At 48.7% G+C, this 14,398-nt stretch carries 11 protein-coding genes and 2 pseudogenes; 5 read left to right on the top strand and 8 right to left on the bottom strand.

Features of this window, described 5'->3' with window-relative positions; translation table 11 throughout:
* Positions 1-403: 403 nt before the first annotated feature.
* The 5 genes from SK34_RS05180 to SK34_RS05160 all read right to left on the bottom strand — a co-directional run bounded on the left by SK34_RS05180 (position 404) and on the right by SK34_RS05160 (position 3,685).
* Positions 404-1,417, bottom strand: a complete 1,014-nt coding sequence (locus tag SK34_RS05180; protein WP_048232524.1) for a Gfo/Idh/MocA family protein — start codon at positions 1,415-1,417, stop codon at positions 404-406.
* Positions 1,418-1,427: 10 nt separating this feature from the next.
* On the bottom strand, positions 1,428-2,408 hold the full coding sequence (gene srlE, locus SK34_RS05175; RefSeq protein ID WP_048232522.1) for a PTS glucitol/sorbitol transporter subunit IIB: 981 nt from the start codon (positions 2,406-2,408) through the stop codon (positions 1,428-1,430).
* A complete protein-coding gene (locus SK34_RS05170) occupies positions 2,405-2,779 on the bottom strand; it encodes a PTS glucitol/sorbitol transporter subunit IIA (RefSeq protein WP_048232520.1) in 375 nt (124 codons plus the stop codon). The genes srlE and SK34_RS05170 overlap by 4 nt, the downstream gene beginning before the upstream one ends.
* Complete coding sequence (gene srlA / locus SK34_RS05165) at positions 2,776-3,297, bottom strand: PTS glucitol/sorbitol transporter subunit IIC (protein WP_048232518.1); 522 nt, start codon at positions 3,295-3,297, stop codon at positions 2,776-2,778. Before srlA ends, SK34_RS05170 begins: the two co-directional genes overlap by 4 nt.
* A 103-nt stretch (positions 3,298-3,400) precedes the next feature.
* On the bottom strand, positions 3,401-3,685 hold the full coding sequence (locus SK34_RS05160) for a helix-turn-helix domain-containing protein (protein ID WP_048232517.1): 285 nt from the start codon (positions 3,683-3,685) through the stop codon (positions 3,401-3,403).
* A 94-nt stretch (positions 3,686-3,779) separates the two neighbouring features.
* Between SK34_RS05160 and SK34_RS05155 the strand changes: the two genes are divergently transcribed.
* Positions 3,780-4,136: a helix-turn-helix domain-containing protein gene (locus tag SK34_RS05155; RefSeq protein WP_094334095.1), complete on the top strand. Its 357-nt coding sequence runs from the start codon at positions 3,780-3,782 to the stop codon at positions 4,134-4,136.
* A 33-nt stretch (positions 4,137-4,169) separates the two neighbouring features.
* Positions 4,170-6,221: a DUF4238 domain-containing protein gene (locus SK34_RS05150; RefSeq protein WP_048232514.1), complete on the top strand. Its 2,052-nt coding sequence runs from the start codon at positions 4,170-4,172 to the stop codon at positions 6,219-6,221.
* Between the two features lie 445 nt (positions 6,222-6,666).
* On the opposite strand, the pseudogene SK34_RS05145 reads toward SK34_RS05150, so the two are convergent.
* The 3 genes and pseudogenes from SK34_RS05145 to SK34_RS05140 all read right to left on the bottom strand — a co-directional run bounded on the left by SK34_RS05145 (position 6,667) and on the right by SK34_RS05140 (position 9,942).
* A pseudogene (locus SK34_RS05145) lies at positions 6,667-8,736 on the bottom strand (DUF927 domain-containing protein).
* 35 nt (positions 8,737-8,771) lie between these two features.
* Positions 8,772-8,987: pseudogene (locus SK34_RS23460) on the bottom strand (AlpA family phage regulatory protein).
* Between the two features lie 298 nt (positions 8,988-9,285).
* Entirely contained in the window at positions 9,286-9,942 is a 657-nt protein-coding gene (locus tag SK34_RS05140; RefSeq protein WP_048232512.1) for a hypothetical protein, read from the bottom strand.
* 432 nt (positions 9,943-10,374) lie between these two features.
* On the opposite strand from SK34_RS05140, the gene SK34_RS05135 reads away from it, so the two are divergent.
* The 3 genes from SK34_RS05135 to SK34_RS05125 all read left to right on the top strand — a co-directional run bounded on the left by SK34_RS05135 (position 10,375) and on the right by SK34_RS05125 (position 14,397).
* Positions 10,375-13,698 carry a VPA1262 family protein gene (locus SK34_RS05135; protein ID WP_048232510.1) on the top strand — a complete coding sequence of 1,108 codons (3,324 nt, stop codon included), beginning with the start codon at positions 10,375-10,377 and terminating at the stop codon, positions 13,696-13,698.
* Between the two features lie 102 nt (positions 13,699-13,800).
* On the top strand, positions 13,801-14,034 hold the full coding sequence (locus SK34_RS05130) for a type II toxin-antitoxin system Phd/YefM family antitoxin (RefSeq protein WP_004853132.1): 234 nt from the start codon (positions 13,801-13,803) through the stop codon (positions 14,032-14,034).
* Positions 14,035-14,064: 30 nt separating this feature from the next.
* Positions 14,065-14,397, top strand: coding sequence for a hypothetical protein (locus tag SK34_RS05125; RefSeq protein ID WP_047050990.1), 333 nt, complete (start codon positions 14,065-14,067; stop codon positions 14,395-14,397).
* The last annotated feature ends 1 nt before the right edge of the window (position 14,398 follow it).

The raw sequence follows: 14,398 nt of genomic DNA, 5'->3' as shown, positions 1-14,398 counted from the left end.
GCCGTATTGTCCGGCTTGCGGGGTTAAGGGCTTGACCAACCTGACATAGCAGCCAGGCACAGTCCTCTAAGGTCGTGGCTGTCTCGGGTGCAGTCCCAGGACTGCGGCAGTTACCGTAAAAATAGCACTGTGGATACGATGGTCAAGCTGATTTATTTCCATAATGCACTGATAATAAATAACTTTAATATCATGATGTGGTGTGAGGACTCATGGGTATCAGAAGGTTAAAGTCTTATTTTTCGGATAGTGCCACGGCAGGAAGGAATAATGAATGAGTTGTGAACCCGATGCTTACAGATACGCAGTGATGGTGCTTTATATCTCTGGTGAGGTTTTCATGGCTAATATCCTGAAATGCTGCCCGCAATGGCTCGCTTAAGCGAGCCATTGCGGGCGTGGATTACACATCTTCACGTTTCCCGCTCTCCAGACTGCGGTGTACCGCCTCGCAAATCCGGCTTACCGCCAGCCCGTCTTCGGCGGTTACCGGGTAGGACGCTTTATGTCTGATCGCTTGCACAAAGTCATTGATAGGATCGATACCGAAACCGTGGGGTACACCGTTGCGGTAGTTGATGAAATAGCTGTTGGGCGTGAGCGTCATGCCCGGCGTGGTGATTTCCAGCCCGCGATGCTGTGAAGTGCTGCGGATATACGTTGCCTCACTGAGAATATCGATACGCCCGTCGTTGTCCTTCGGAAAGCCTTCCGGCAGCACCCACGAGTTCTCGACCACCCACGAACTGCCGTCGGCCATCGTCAGCAGGCTCTGCACGCTGTCAAAGGTATCGAGGCCGCATTCGACCATCAGCCGCTTCTGTCCGACGGCGTACACCGATACTACCTCCTGTCCGGAAAGATGGCGCACCAGGTCGAAGCAGTGTGAGCCGAGAAACCATACCGGGGAGCTTGCGCCCGCCCAGTCCAGCCACTCCGTCGGCACACCTATCACGTCGTCCATGCTGATATGTCCGCGCAGGATGTGCCCGGCTTCCGGCTTATCCAGTTCAGCCTTAATGCGCATCACCGCCGGGTCCCAGCGCTTGTGGAAATCGACGCCGACCAGCAGGTCCCGCTGCTGCGCCATCTCCACGATAAGCTCGCACTCGCGTACTGAGGTGGCGAGCGGTTTCTCCGCCAGCACATGCTTGCCGTAGCGCAGGGCGGTGAGGATGGATTCGGTGTGATACGGGTCCGGTGTCGCCACCGAAACGATATCAATAGCCTCCTGCTGTAGTAACCGATCCAGTCGTATGTAGCCTTGGATCCCATACGCCATGGCAAGATCATCACAGCGTTCCTCATCTGTTTCGCAGATGGCGACCAGTACCGTGTCCGGGTTATGGCGGTATGCGTTCATATGGTGCTTACCGTAGATACCCGCGCCCACCACGGCGGCTCTGATTTTGTTCATGATGATGTCCTCAGAATAAGCCCAGGGAAAACAGCCAGCCGATGATGACGGCCAGCGGTCCGGTTAACTGCCGTGAGAGCAGAAAGGCGGGCACGCCTTTGGCGATGGTCTCCGGCTTTGCCTCCTGCATGGAGAGTCCCACCGGCACGAAGTCGCAGCCGACCTGCACGTTGATGGCAAACAGCGCGGGCAGGGCGAAGGCCGGAGATATCGCACCCGCGCCAATCTGCGTGCCAATCATCACGCCAATCACCTGCGAGATGGCCGCACCCGGCCCGAGCACCGGGGAGAGGAAGGGTATGCCGCAAATCAGCGACAGCAGCACCAGCCCCCACAGTGAATTAGCCAGCGGCGTCAGGGCATGGGCAATCAGGCTGCCGAGCGCGGTCTCCTGCACTAGGGCAATCAGCAGCGAGACAAAGGCCATAAACGGGATAACGTTACGCAGCGACACGTTCACCGCCTCACGGCTGGCGGCGAACAGCAGGGCGACAACGTGTCCGGTGGCGGCGCCGGTCTGCTCGACCATGCGCACCAGTTTCTCCGCGCCATGCGCAGGTGGCGGAGTGGTGATCACCCGTGGCGCAGGCTCTGTAGTTGCCTCTGGCCTGCCGTCCGGGGCTTCGGCGGTATCCACCAGAACCAGCTGTTCCATCGTCACGCCGGAAACGTAGTTATCCTCGGTAATAAAGTGCGCCAGCGGTCCGGCGCGCCAGGTGGGCAGCACGTTGACGGTCGGGATGCCCTTCTGCGGATACAGGCCGCAGCGCAGGGACCCGGCGCAGTTAATCACCACGCACAGGATGTCGTTATCCGGCGGGATATCGGCGAAGCCGTTGACGATTTCCGATTCGGTGAGCGCGCCGATTTCTATCGCCACCGGATGAATCTCGCGTCCGGTCAGTGACAGCACCTTTTTGCCGCTGGCGACGGGTAGCCACAGCCCCTTGCCGTAGCCGCCGGGACCGGGAGGAATAAGCACCGTATTCATGGGCTTCCCTCCGCAATCATCAGTTCTCCGTGCAGGGCTGAGAGCAATGGCACCGGGCCGGAGAGATGGACCACGCCGGGATGGAAGGCATTCAGGCTGCCGTCAAATTTCATCGTCAGATGGCCGAGCTCAAATAGCGACTGCTGTGCTTCTCTGCCCACAGCCGTAATGAGGTAGCTGTATCCGGCCAGCAGCAGGGTATCGCCCGGCAGAATAAACAGATTCTCTTCCCGCATGCCCGGCTCCAGTGACAGGGAGTAGTCCAGACAGTCCTTCGGCCCGTTGCTGTCGAAGGTGATGAGCATTTTGTCGGTGAGGCCGTCGGCGACAAACAGGCCGATGGCGACGATACGCGCGCAGTAGGTCATCATGGTTCGTTCCCCCGTTTGCTGAGCCGCAGGAACAGGTACTCGGTGATAATTCCACGTATCAGGCCAATCAGCATGGCGGCAGCGATATAGCGCAGCGCCAGCGAGGTGACGGGCAGGCCGAGCGCCTTAATCCCGGCGGCGACGCCGAGCCAGACGAACAGCTCCGACGGCACCACGTGGGGAAACAGGCTGGTGAGCGGATGGGCGGTAGTGCCGAGCGCATCCTCATAGCCGGGCTTGCTCTTCTCAGGTAAGAGTTTCCCGAGCGTCAGCGCGCCGGGGCTGCTCATAAAGAACCAGCCGAGTACCGGCAATACGCCGTAGGTGAGAATGCGCGAGCGACCGAGCAGGGCGGCGACTTTCTCCATCCGTACGGTGCCGACCAGCTTCATCAGGAAGTTGATGGCCAGCAACAGGCAGATGAGCATCGGGATAAGTCCGGTCATCATGTCGAGGAAGATTTTGCCTGCGGCCTGGAACAGGTGGATAAAGCCTTCAGCCAGGGAGACCAGAAACATGGCGGCCTCCTGTCATCAGAGTGATGGTGGTTTCAGTGTGCATAAACAACTCTCCTGTCAGGTGTCGTTGGTTAATGCGTCCTGCCACTCACAGCGCGGGTCGTTATGTCCCGGAGTTATCGGTTGTTGTCATGGGATGAAGCGGTTTACGGGGTTCACGTTTGTTACTGGAATTGAGGTAACGGCCGGGCCAGATTTCTGACGGATGCACGTCGAGCGCGATGGCAATCAGCCACTCGCCTTTCGGCCACGGGCGCGTAAGGGTATTCGACAGCGTTGACGAGGCCAGTCCCGCTTCCCGCGACAGTTTCGCCAGACTGGTACCGCGCTTGTGTAAGGCGGCAACGATGTCGGCGGGGTGCCAGTCTTTGGTTGTTGACTTTTTCATCGGTTTTCTCTTTTTAACCGTGATAAATCACGCAATTCTTGAATATTGCTCTAAATGTAATCAAAATTCAAGTAATACATGAATAGGTAAGGGAATGCCTGAAGATGGTTGCTGCCCAGAGAGGGATAATTCCTGCATGTTCAGGGGCAGGGTGGCGATCGTGATTGGTAAAAGATTAAAGATTTCAAGAGTCAGGGCTGATCTGACGCAAGCGGAACTGGGTGTTCTCGCAGGGCTGGATGAAGAATCCGCAAGCGCGCGGATCAGTTCATATGAAAAGGAAGTCCATGCACCCGATTTCAAGCTTGTCTGTAAGCTGGCGGCAGTGCTTGATGTACCGGAAGCGTATTTTTATGCTGTTGACGATGATTTAGCTGAATTGATTCTTCAATATCATCGGTTTAAAAAGAGTAACCCCGGTAGCACTTTATTATTATCACCAAATAATTAAAAATGATATGAAGTAAATATTTGAGGGATCAGCATGTCAGGCAGAAAACAGCACTATATACCACAGTTATTCCTGCGCGGGTTTCTCATATGCCAGCAATCTGGGCAGACACACGTTTATCGCAGAGATAAAATGTTCATATCTAAAACTGATAGTGTGGCAGCACAAAGGGATTTTTACTCTAAGCCAGCAAATGATGCAAATAAAACTCTTGATGATAAACTGACGGATTATGAAGGTAGATTAGGGGAATTGCTTCGCATATTGCGGGAAAAAAACGTTGGTACTGATGTCGAGGCATCTATTGCTGCAGAAGTAATTGCACATTTAACACCTAGAAGTAAAAGCCTTCGTAGCATATTTGGCCATGGCACACAAAAACTTATCTCTGGCTTAGCTGATGTAATATCTGATAAAACGTTGATGATATCTCTGTTAGGGTTGGATGAACCTACAACAAATAAAAAATGGAGTGAACATATAGCATCATCTTTCAATAGTAACCCGGAAATAGCTAAATCCTTTGAGTTTGTTTCGGAGGAAATTGGCATTCCAAAAGATTCGATAGAGCGAATGCTATTTATGAGTGCAAAAGAAAGTTTTTTAGGTGATGCAAATCCATTTTACTTTCAATTACAGCCCTTGTTCACTCAACTTCTTACTGGTACTGAGGATGCTATTAGTTATGGCCATAAAAAGGTACTTAATAATGGTGTTGTTGTAGAGGCTCGGAAGCAGTCTCTCGAATCCTTATTATGGCGTATTTTCCCTGCCCCCCAGGAAGGGGCGATTATGCCGGATTGCATAGCTATTGGTTTTGATGAGGAAGAAGGTGTTTACCTTCCCTATATTATGGCATCCTCTATTTCTACTGTCATCATGCCTCTTACTTCCGAGAAACTACTTGTTGGAGTTCGAGCGAGTAATATCAATGTTGACCTATCTAGATTCAACGATGATGCCTCGGAGTGCAGTGATGAATTATTTATTGCTGCATCATCTGCTCATGAATATTTACGTAAAAATATTGGTGAGCGATGGAAAAATAGAATGGATAATATTGTCCATGACACATTGGATACTTTATGTGAACATAAGGGCTATGATAATTTAAATGTTCCGGAAAGTATCTCTTGTCCTTCATTTAGCTATCAGATTGCTTTTAATGATTGGGTTAGTGATGATATTGAGCATATTAATGAGGTAGTTCAGGGGGTTGTGGCAAAACTAAGCCAATGGTTGGATCTTTCACGATTGGATGGAATTACATATGCGTCTAATTTTGAAAAGGCACTTGAAGATATCGAACGTAGTTTTGATGGAAATGAAACTCCAGAAAGTGAAGCGGATTACCTTGCTCAAGGTGGTGCTGCTCTTTTAGTCAAGCGGGATGGGAAAATAAAAGTACGCATTGTCTTTCATCAAAATTATGCTCATGCTTTAGCTGGAGAAGATCTGCAAAATAGGGAGGTAGCTATTCATCTTCTTGTTTCCTCATTATTTATTGTTCATACAATTAATCACTTTGAGTATGTACTTCCAGAGTTCCTGCTGGAGCCCGTAATGATGAACAATCATCCAGCTGTTATGCATTGCGCTATGCGAAAGGCTCTGCGTGCCTATTATTATGCTTTTGCAAGTGCAGAATTTGGAGCCGAAGAATTATTAGAACAGGAGTTTTCACATTACGCAATTAGAGCCCTTGATTCGAATTTTTCTAAGATAGTTAGCGCAAAAGAAGAACATAAAATAGACAACAATCATTCAAAATTTTTTAGTACTGTGCATGCTGCAGTAGCTGATATTTTGATTGCTATGGCTCGATTAATCGGCCATTTACAGGGAATAAATAAATCACCGTTACTAAACTCTGATACTGATGTAGGTGCAGCAATCGCCGCACGTGAACTTACTGGGTGGGTGGATGTGTTTGCACATGATCTTGAACGATTCTGGAAGCAACCATCTTGGATTAGAGAGGACTTATATGCACTAAACGTCCATGTTGAACGCTTGTTGTGGCCTCATGGGATTTTCCTTTTTTCGTCAGATAGTGATCAAGGGACGATGATTTTATCTGTATGACTCTATGAAAATAACTATTCGCAGCACCATATCGTTTGTAACTAAACAAACTAATTAGTGGCTCTGGAAATTGATGTCTTTTTTATACGTTACAAATCAATCTATACCGAGCTATTTTACCCTTTTAGAGCAAGCCCGTTCTCCTTTATTCTCCCTTCCTTTCAGCCTTTGCTTTTGCCGTCCCTTTTCGCCATTTTCATTCCTTCTGTTTTTGAGGTGGTACAGGTGGGACAAGTGGTACAACCGCGCCAGCCGTGGCTTTGCGCTGTACCACCTGAAAAATGCCAGTCGGAAAAGTGGGACAGAATCAGCAAAACCTGTCCCACTCTGTACCACTTTTTTTAAACCAAATTCTCTAAGGTGGGACGCTGAAACCCGCGCCAGCTCTACGTGTACCACTTGTCCCACCCTGTACCACCTTTTTTTAAGACACGCGAGACTGCACTCAGATACTGAGGATGCGGGAGGTAAGGCGGTAGACCCTGGCTTTGCCGATCTCCGGCAGGCGGACCTGTGACTGGTATTTCCCGTCGCTGCCGGGCAGCAGGCATTCTGCTTCCTGGCATAATCTCGCCGCTCTGGCGGGACTGAATCCCCGGCACATTTCCCGCCAGCCCTCCGGCAGGATGTGAAACAGTGTGTGCTCTTCACCCGTCAGCGGATCTTTTTCCACCCTGCGAAAGCCCACCATATTCAGCGGGCGGTCCGGACCATCCCACGAGGCAAAGCGGCTGTACTGGTGCGCGGTGATGAACCGTTTGATCTGCGCCAGCACGCCTTCATCCTCCTGGTTGGCGATATGGCCGCGCTCGTTCAGCCAGGCGTGCAGGCAGATCCGGACCGCCTCATACGCCGTGCCTTCCTGCCAGCCCGTGATGCCGTGCAGCGTCACCATCTCTCCGGCCACCGCCAGCAGGGCAAAACGGGCCACGATGCGCTGAACCTGGTTTCCGGCATTCGCCGGCATCAGGGCGGTCTGGTAGCGGCGAAGTAACTCTCTCGCCAGCGTGGTGCTGGCGTCCATGTCGCGGGTGAGGAAGGCCAGCCAGGCACGAAAGGCGGTGCCGTGGAAGCGGGCGACACGGTCGCAGAGGGCATCGGCGAACTGCTGGCCGCTGGCAAAGCCGTGCAACTGCTCAAACGCACCATGCTGCCCGGTGTCGCTGGGGATTTGTACCATGCGCACGTCCATTCCGGCGTAGAGGCGCTCCCCGGCGCGTTCGGTATGTTCCGCCAGCGACAACTCCCCGGTGGAGAACAGCAGCAGCGTCCAGTACCTGCGGTTGCGTACCTCGCCGTCGGTGCGGGCGCGCCCCTTGCCCTGGCCGTTCGCCAGCATATAGGCAATCATCCCGGCTTCACGCGGCTCCACTTCGCGCAGTTCATCGAGCGGCAGCAGGGCATCGTTGTGTCGGCTGGCAATTCCCTTCAGCGCATTCCCGGTGGCCCGCCAGGAGTGCCAGTAATCCGTGCCACCGCAGACGGAAGCGGCCACTTTCATCACCGTGGTCTTGCCATCGGTGGATTCACCGCGCAGGTTGAAACCCCCGCCACCCGTTCCGGTCAGGCGCAGCAGCGGGGCGGCCAGCGCACAGCAGACGGCAAAGACCAGACGCGAGTTGCCTGCACAGAGTGCGGCGACCTGCTCCTGCCATTTCGCCAGCGTACCGGCCTGCGCAAAGCCACCAGTCATATAGTGGCTGCCCTGAAGGATGACATTGTCGCCATCGGGACCGATAACCTCATCCGGCAGCACATACACGCCGTTGTGCCAGCCGGTTTTCTCCACGCAGGTGACCCGGCGTCCGGGGAGTGACCGCGAGATATATTCACATAACAGGCTGCGCAGGGCGGGGCGGGTGGAGATGTAGGTCAGGCCGTTCTCCAGCAGGATGCGCCGCAGCTCCTCGCCGTTGCCGCTGAGCATCGCCATTGGCATGGCTCAGCGCCGCAACTGCCCGGTGGTGGTGTGCCATTCCAGCAGGCGGCCATAGCTGCCGTCATGGCTGTCGCAGGTGATGGCGGTGACGCGCAGCGGGGAACAGATGCGCTGGGGCTGGACGTCGCTTTCACCGTTCCGGCGTTCGGTGAGCTTGTCAAACCATAGCGCTTCTTCATCGAGGCGGAAGTGATCCGGCAGGATGTCAGAAGGCCTTTCCTGTCGCAGGCGTGCAAGCTGCCCGGTCCAGTTCTCCACTAACTCACCGTCGGGGCTCATTAGCCGGGCCATCTGCACACCCGCGTGCGCCAGTTTTTCGGCGATTTTCAGCAGATCCTCTTCACTGATATCGCCGGTGCGGAGTACCCGGACGTAGAGTGTGTCGGGTCTGATAATGGTAAGATTATCCAGATCGGCCAGTTCATCCGGGCCGAGTACCATCGGGGGAACATCATCTTCCCGGTCGGGATCTTTTCGCCACACGCGTGAGGTCTCCCATGCCAGGCTTCCGGCCAGAATCACCACTTCGAGCGTGCGGTCCGGAGACTGCTTACAGAGAAAGGGGGCGCGTTTCATGATGGGGTATCGGTCGGCTCATCCCTGAGCGTGGATTAGTGGATGGCGGTGCGGCGCTGTTGCCACTGACGGATTTCAGCTGCATCGAAGACCACCAGTCGGGAAGAGAGTTGGACTGGCTGGGGGAACCCGGCCTCCTTCACTCGGCGATGGACAGTGGATTCGCTCATTGCCAGGAACTGTGCGACCTAGCGGATGCGCACATTTCCTGAAAGAGGAAATTCCGTGGCTGAGGTTGGTAATATATTCATAATCGCTCCTGCTTGGAGTTGAGGTGGCAAGGCCGATAGTATTCAGCAGGTTAGAACACGTCTATAGGGTTGGAAAAATACAGTGAAAGGTGCAGTCGTCCAGTGAAAGAAAGTGCTATCTGATGAATAACGACAGGTAGAATGGAGGGAAGACAGCAATTCCATAATCTGTTCTAACTTTATGTATTGTAAGCAAAGATTTTTAGAATGAGCTAATGGGATGACAGAGCAGCGAACGACTACGAACTAGTACGAATACGTCCTGAGACGTTCAGGGATGACTGTGGAACAGAAAAAGTTAATCTGCGGAGTGATGCTGGACAGACAGCGCCGATTTTAACTTGCTGTAGATGGTGGCGCGTGACAGACCTTCAGACGAAAATCCTTCGTCTTCCGCAAGGGTTTGTAAATCCCGATAGAGGTTAGCCAGACGAGGTGAGTCAAGTGTTCCATATGTACCATTGGCATTTTTGACTAACAGTGAGAGCAACAAAAAAAGCAACCTGTAGGTGTTTTCCTGCTCTGCCGCTTTCCTGTACTGGCCGCGCTGATTGCGGCGTAGTTCCAGACCGCACTCCAGCAATTGCTGGCCTCCAAGTTGCATTAGTAGATCTCTGGCTTTATTGCGTTTGGCAATAGTAGCTACTGCTCGAAGGCAGCGTTCTTGCACTGGTTTTGGTGTGATCTCTTCATCAATCATCAGGTATGCCAGCGCGAACATTTCATCAGCCGAGTGAGTCTGCGAGTTTCTGCCCGGAGGGAAGCATCCGGCAGATTTGATTTGTCGGATAATTTGGTGAAGGAAGATATCGTAGTACTCGTGCTTATCGTCAGGAATTGCAGCGGTTGTGAGGTGTGGTTCCAGACCACACAACATCAGCGCCAGTTCACGGGCACTGACGGCAGGTAGGTTAGCAGCCCGTTCGAATAGGCTCTGGCGAATAGGACTTATCATAGGAGAGATACTCCAGTTCTTTATTAAATACTTAACATGAGGAAAGCTTAAGTTTCTAAGTGGCTTACGAAAAGTGTGTTGCAAGTAACATCAAGTGTCAGTGCCAAGCATACAATCCAGCATTATGTAGGTTAGTCTACACTTAAAATAATGGCTTGGATGAGACTGGTTTTTTAAAATATTGAATTTGGATTCTGGATCTAAGAGAGACTCTCTCTGATCTCAATGATAGCAACTTTCGTGGAACTATTTTAGCAGGTTTTGTAAAGTGGGAGTTTTTTGCAAGATTTTTCGAATTTTTTGCAACTTGTGTTCTTGCTCTGGATACTATAGATAAAGAGTGTGATATATTTATTAAAATATACTGAATATATGTTTTAATGTAAAAATATATTCGATTTTGAAAGATTATTAAGGATTGGTGGATATTTTATGGCATTTACACTTGATGATTTAATAAATGATAATCGATTAGGACGATTGTTTTCTGCGGATGAGCGTAATTGTGCGTTGCAACTATGGGTCTTACAGATAACATCCAATTCAATGACGCAAAATCGTATTCTTTATGGGCGTTTGCTCCCATATAACCATTCTAATAATAGCTGGTCCTTTAGTGATAATAATAAATTTCAATCGCTTGGTCAATTCAAAGTAAGTGTCACTCGGCTAAATTTATATGTTAAAAATAATAGTTGTGCCGAGTTGCTAAAAAAAATAAATGATGGTTTGACTATATCTGTAATAAGTGAGGCATTGGGTTTTAAATTTCCTGATAAACTAAATAAACGATTTGGAGAAACAAAGCTTTCTACTGAGGCCTTGGCTTATCGTCCTGTTTCATATTTACTTAATCGAGATGCCTATGACTTTCATACTCTTTCTAGCCCTCATGGCGGAGCAGGGGCACTGAGCGCCTCTATAATCCAGACGGATAAGGCTGCGTTGTTTCGCTTGGGGCCAGATTATGACACTGCGTTAATGGACATGGTAGTCAAGGATCTTAATGAAGATACTGGACTGGACTTCGGAAGAACTGATATTGCCCGATTTGGCGAAATCGAGTTGTTGGTTTTTCCTGCTCTGGATGATAAAGAACGTAAACTACTTGATGTTAGTTGGGTAAATAGACCTAGGGCTTTAGTTGTAAGATTTAATTCTATGCAGGTTCCACAGTTTACGGCTTTTCAGTTTCGCCTGAATATAATGAATAATGGGCAGGTTATTTTCTCAGGTATTGCTGTTGGTATTCGTGACTCTGAAGGGATATTTGAATGTTCGTTTGAATTAAGTGACCAAATCCGAACTATTACCGACAGTACAGAAATAGAAATTTTTGGTTTCGTTGATGAATGTTATCGCCTCGGAATGCTGTGTTGCCGCTGGCGTATAGGATATATCCGGGAAATTAATATTCTAGGTCATGCGATTGGACAAAAATCTAATCCAGTAAAATTTGATTGGTTAGAAAAAACGATAAAGCCATCAATGTCAGATCGTGCGAAATCTGCACTCACAATTAATCGCGGTAATTTGGGTTTTACCAGTCATGTCGGAGGGCGTGAAATTGATGTGTGGGTTCCTGCTAACAAAGAGTTGTTATCTATTTTTGAACAGCTTCACCCGAAAAAATCTGAGGGTATGTTTTTCTTGCGATGGGGACAAAGTGATGGTGAAGGACGGTTGCAATTTGTAGAATGGTTTAGGAAAGTTCTATCTCAATACCAAGAACACCAAATAGTTATTTTTGACCCATATTTTGAAGATGCGGGTTTAGGGTTAGTTTTGCTTTGTGCAGCATCAAACTCTGATTATATTATTTTTACGTCTCTTCCAAAAATACCGAAGTTTGATGAAACGGTTGTAGAGGTAGAGTCAGATAAATTATTCACAGGACGAGTTAATAATCTTGTTGCCTGTTGTGAAAATAATATCAACCTGTTAAGTAAGCTTAAGTTACGTATTTATGGAATGAAAGAAGGGCGACTGCATGATCGCTATATCCTAATTATGGGAAGAAATGGATTACCAGTTACTGGGTTTAACCTATCAAATTCTTTCCAGAAAGCCGCAGAAAATCATCCTTTGTTGATAACTCCAATCCCATCAGATGTATTACTTCAGGTGGAGGAGTATATGTCTAGCCTATTGCAGGAAATTGGAGATAATAAGAATGATGATATAGAGGGAAGTACTGCTATACGACTTCTTTTTGACTCAAAGTCATTAGTTGTGAGTCCAAAGCGCTATGAACCATTACGTTTTCTTGAGAAAAAGGATGCTGGGAGTGCATTAAGTTTATGGTTTAATCAAATAATATTACGAGATTTAAGTGGTGATGAATTAAAAGAACAGCTAGTAGCACTCGATTTACTTAAAGGAGACTCACATATTCTGGGTGAAGCCGGTAGCATTCGGTATTATTTAGATAACTTGGCAGTGGATTTATCTGGTTTTATTTCTAGTTGGGATGTCATTGGTGATTTGCTGGCTCATTCCCATAATGATGAGATCAACATACAAAATGAACATAATTTTATTGAATTGTTGACGCAATACCTTGGGTTATCATTTAATCGCTCACATGATGATACTAATAAAGAGTTGGCAGTTGTTGATTCACAACTATTTCAACGAACACTTAAATCTCTCTTACAAACCTCTTATCGTGTAGAACATCTATTTCATTCTACAAAATATACGGTTCTTACTTGGGCTGAATATTACGCAGTCTGTTTATTGTGGCGATATGCTCCTAAACAATTGCTGTTACTTGCTGAAGAGCAAATTACTAAAATGCCAAAAGATACGCAAGGCATAGAAATAGTTAGAATATCTTTATTAAGTCAGATCGTTAGCCAAATTTCCTTATCTATGAATTTTAATCTTAGTGAGGTTCAACAAGAATGTCTTCTCCGAAGTGGCAATGGCTTACTACAATGGATGGGGATAAATGCTATTGAATCAAAGTTAGAGAAGGTTAAATGTGTTTCCACTGTTTTACCGTTATTAAATATTTTTTCCCATACTGAGCGTGTAATGATATTAGGATGGATGGTTAATCATGCAGCAAGAAACAAGCATGAAACACAGCCCTATAAGGATTTAATCGAAGCATTACATACAGTACTGCCAGAAATTATATCATCAGATGAGTTGCAACATTTGGTTGACTCTTTACGAGGCCATATGCAGCGATTGGCTTGGGCAGAACCATGGTTATTTATGGATGTAGTTGCTCCTTTGTTGCAAGCGGGAAGAGTGTCTAATGACGACGCTTGTAAAATTTGGACAGAGGAGCTTGTTTATATGCTTGAGGCCCATTCACCGAAGTTGTTTGAGGAATCTAGAGAGGGGCAAACAACTAACATCGCCGCTTTCCTTCTTGCTAATAGTAATCCTGAGGCACAATCGACTAGCGTTAAATTGATACACAATATATTGAAACGTCAGCAACGGATAGTACAACAACCACTTGCGAGTACTTCTAACTGGACTCGATGGGATGGTGCGCTTTTGATTTCTATGTGGATACTGATCTTTGCAAGATGGGGGAAATATTACTTGCGTCAGCGTTCCATGGTTAATGCTGAGTTGGAGCATTTATCACAAGAGGCGTATAGGTTGGTTGTATTTAGACCAGAAGATGAATGGCGATCGAAGAATACAGGTAAAGAAGGTGCATTAATGGCTGTTCTTGATCAAGTAGAGCTACTTTTGACCGAACAGGACGGCGCTGAGGTAAGTCCTCAATAGGCTAAGGTGTTCGCAAGGCAGTTATCAGCACTCATGAATCTTGCTGGTGGTCTAAATATAGTCTATATTAAAACCAAAGGATGACTATTAGGCGGACCAATCATGAAAGTAGAGACAATCAGCTACGTTAAAAAGAACGCAGCAACGCTTGATCTGTCAGAACCCATCCTGGTCACACAAAATGGTGTGCCTGCTTATGTTATAGAGTCCTATGACCAGCAACAGGAACGGGAGAACGCCATTGCTTTGCTGAAGCTGCTTACCCTGTCAGAGAAAGATAAAGCGGAAGGGCGCGTGTTCTCGAAGGACCAGTTGCTGGATGGGCTTGCGGATTAAACGCAGCGCGCTCAACGTTAAGGGATTTCCATGGAACAGCTGGTGACCTTTGAGTACACGCTTACGGTAAAGCACTGCATCGACACAATAGCGGGTTTTCTGAAGCGTGTTGATGTTGAGCCGCGCCCGGTTATCGCCGATATTCTCACACAGTTTGAGAGTACCGTAGGCCAGTTCCCCTTGGGCTGCCAGATTTGCCCCGAATTGCTGAAAATTGGCTGTGCCAAATACCGGGAGTTTAACCACGCTGAAGGCTACCGGGTTTTGTATTCCGTAGACGGAACGTTAGTGACAGCACATGCGATCCTGGCACATCGGCAGGACGTCCAGCAGTTGCTGTTTAAGCGTCTGATAATGGCCTGAG

Origin of the sequence: Citrobacter sp. MGH104 (assembly GCF_001034485.1) — a bacterium.
Lineage (GTDB): Bacteria > Pseudomonadota > Gammaproteobacteria > Enterobacterales > Enterobacteriaceae > Citrobacter > Citrobacter freundii.
This window is presented reverse-complemented; position numbering and strand designations above follow the sequence as displayed.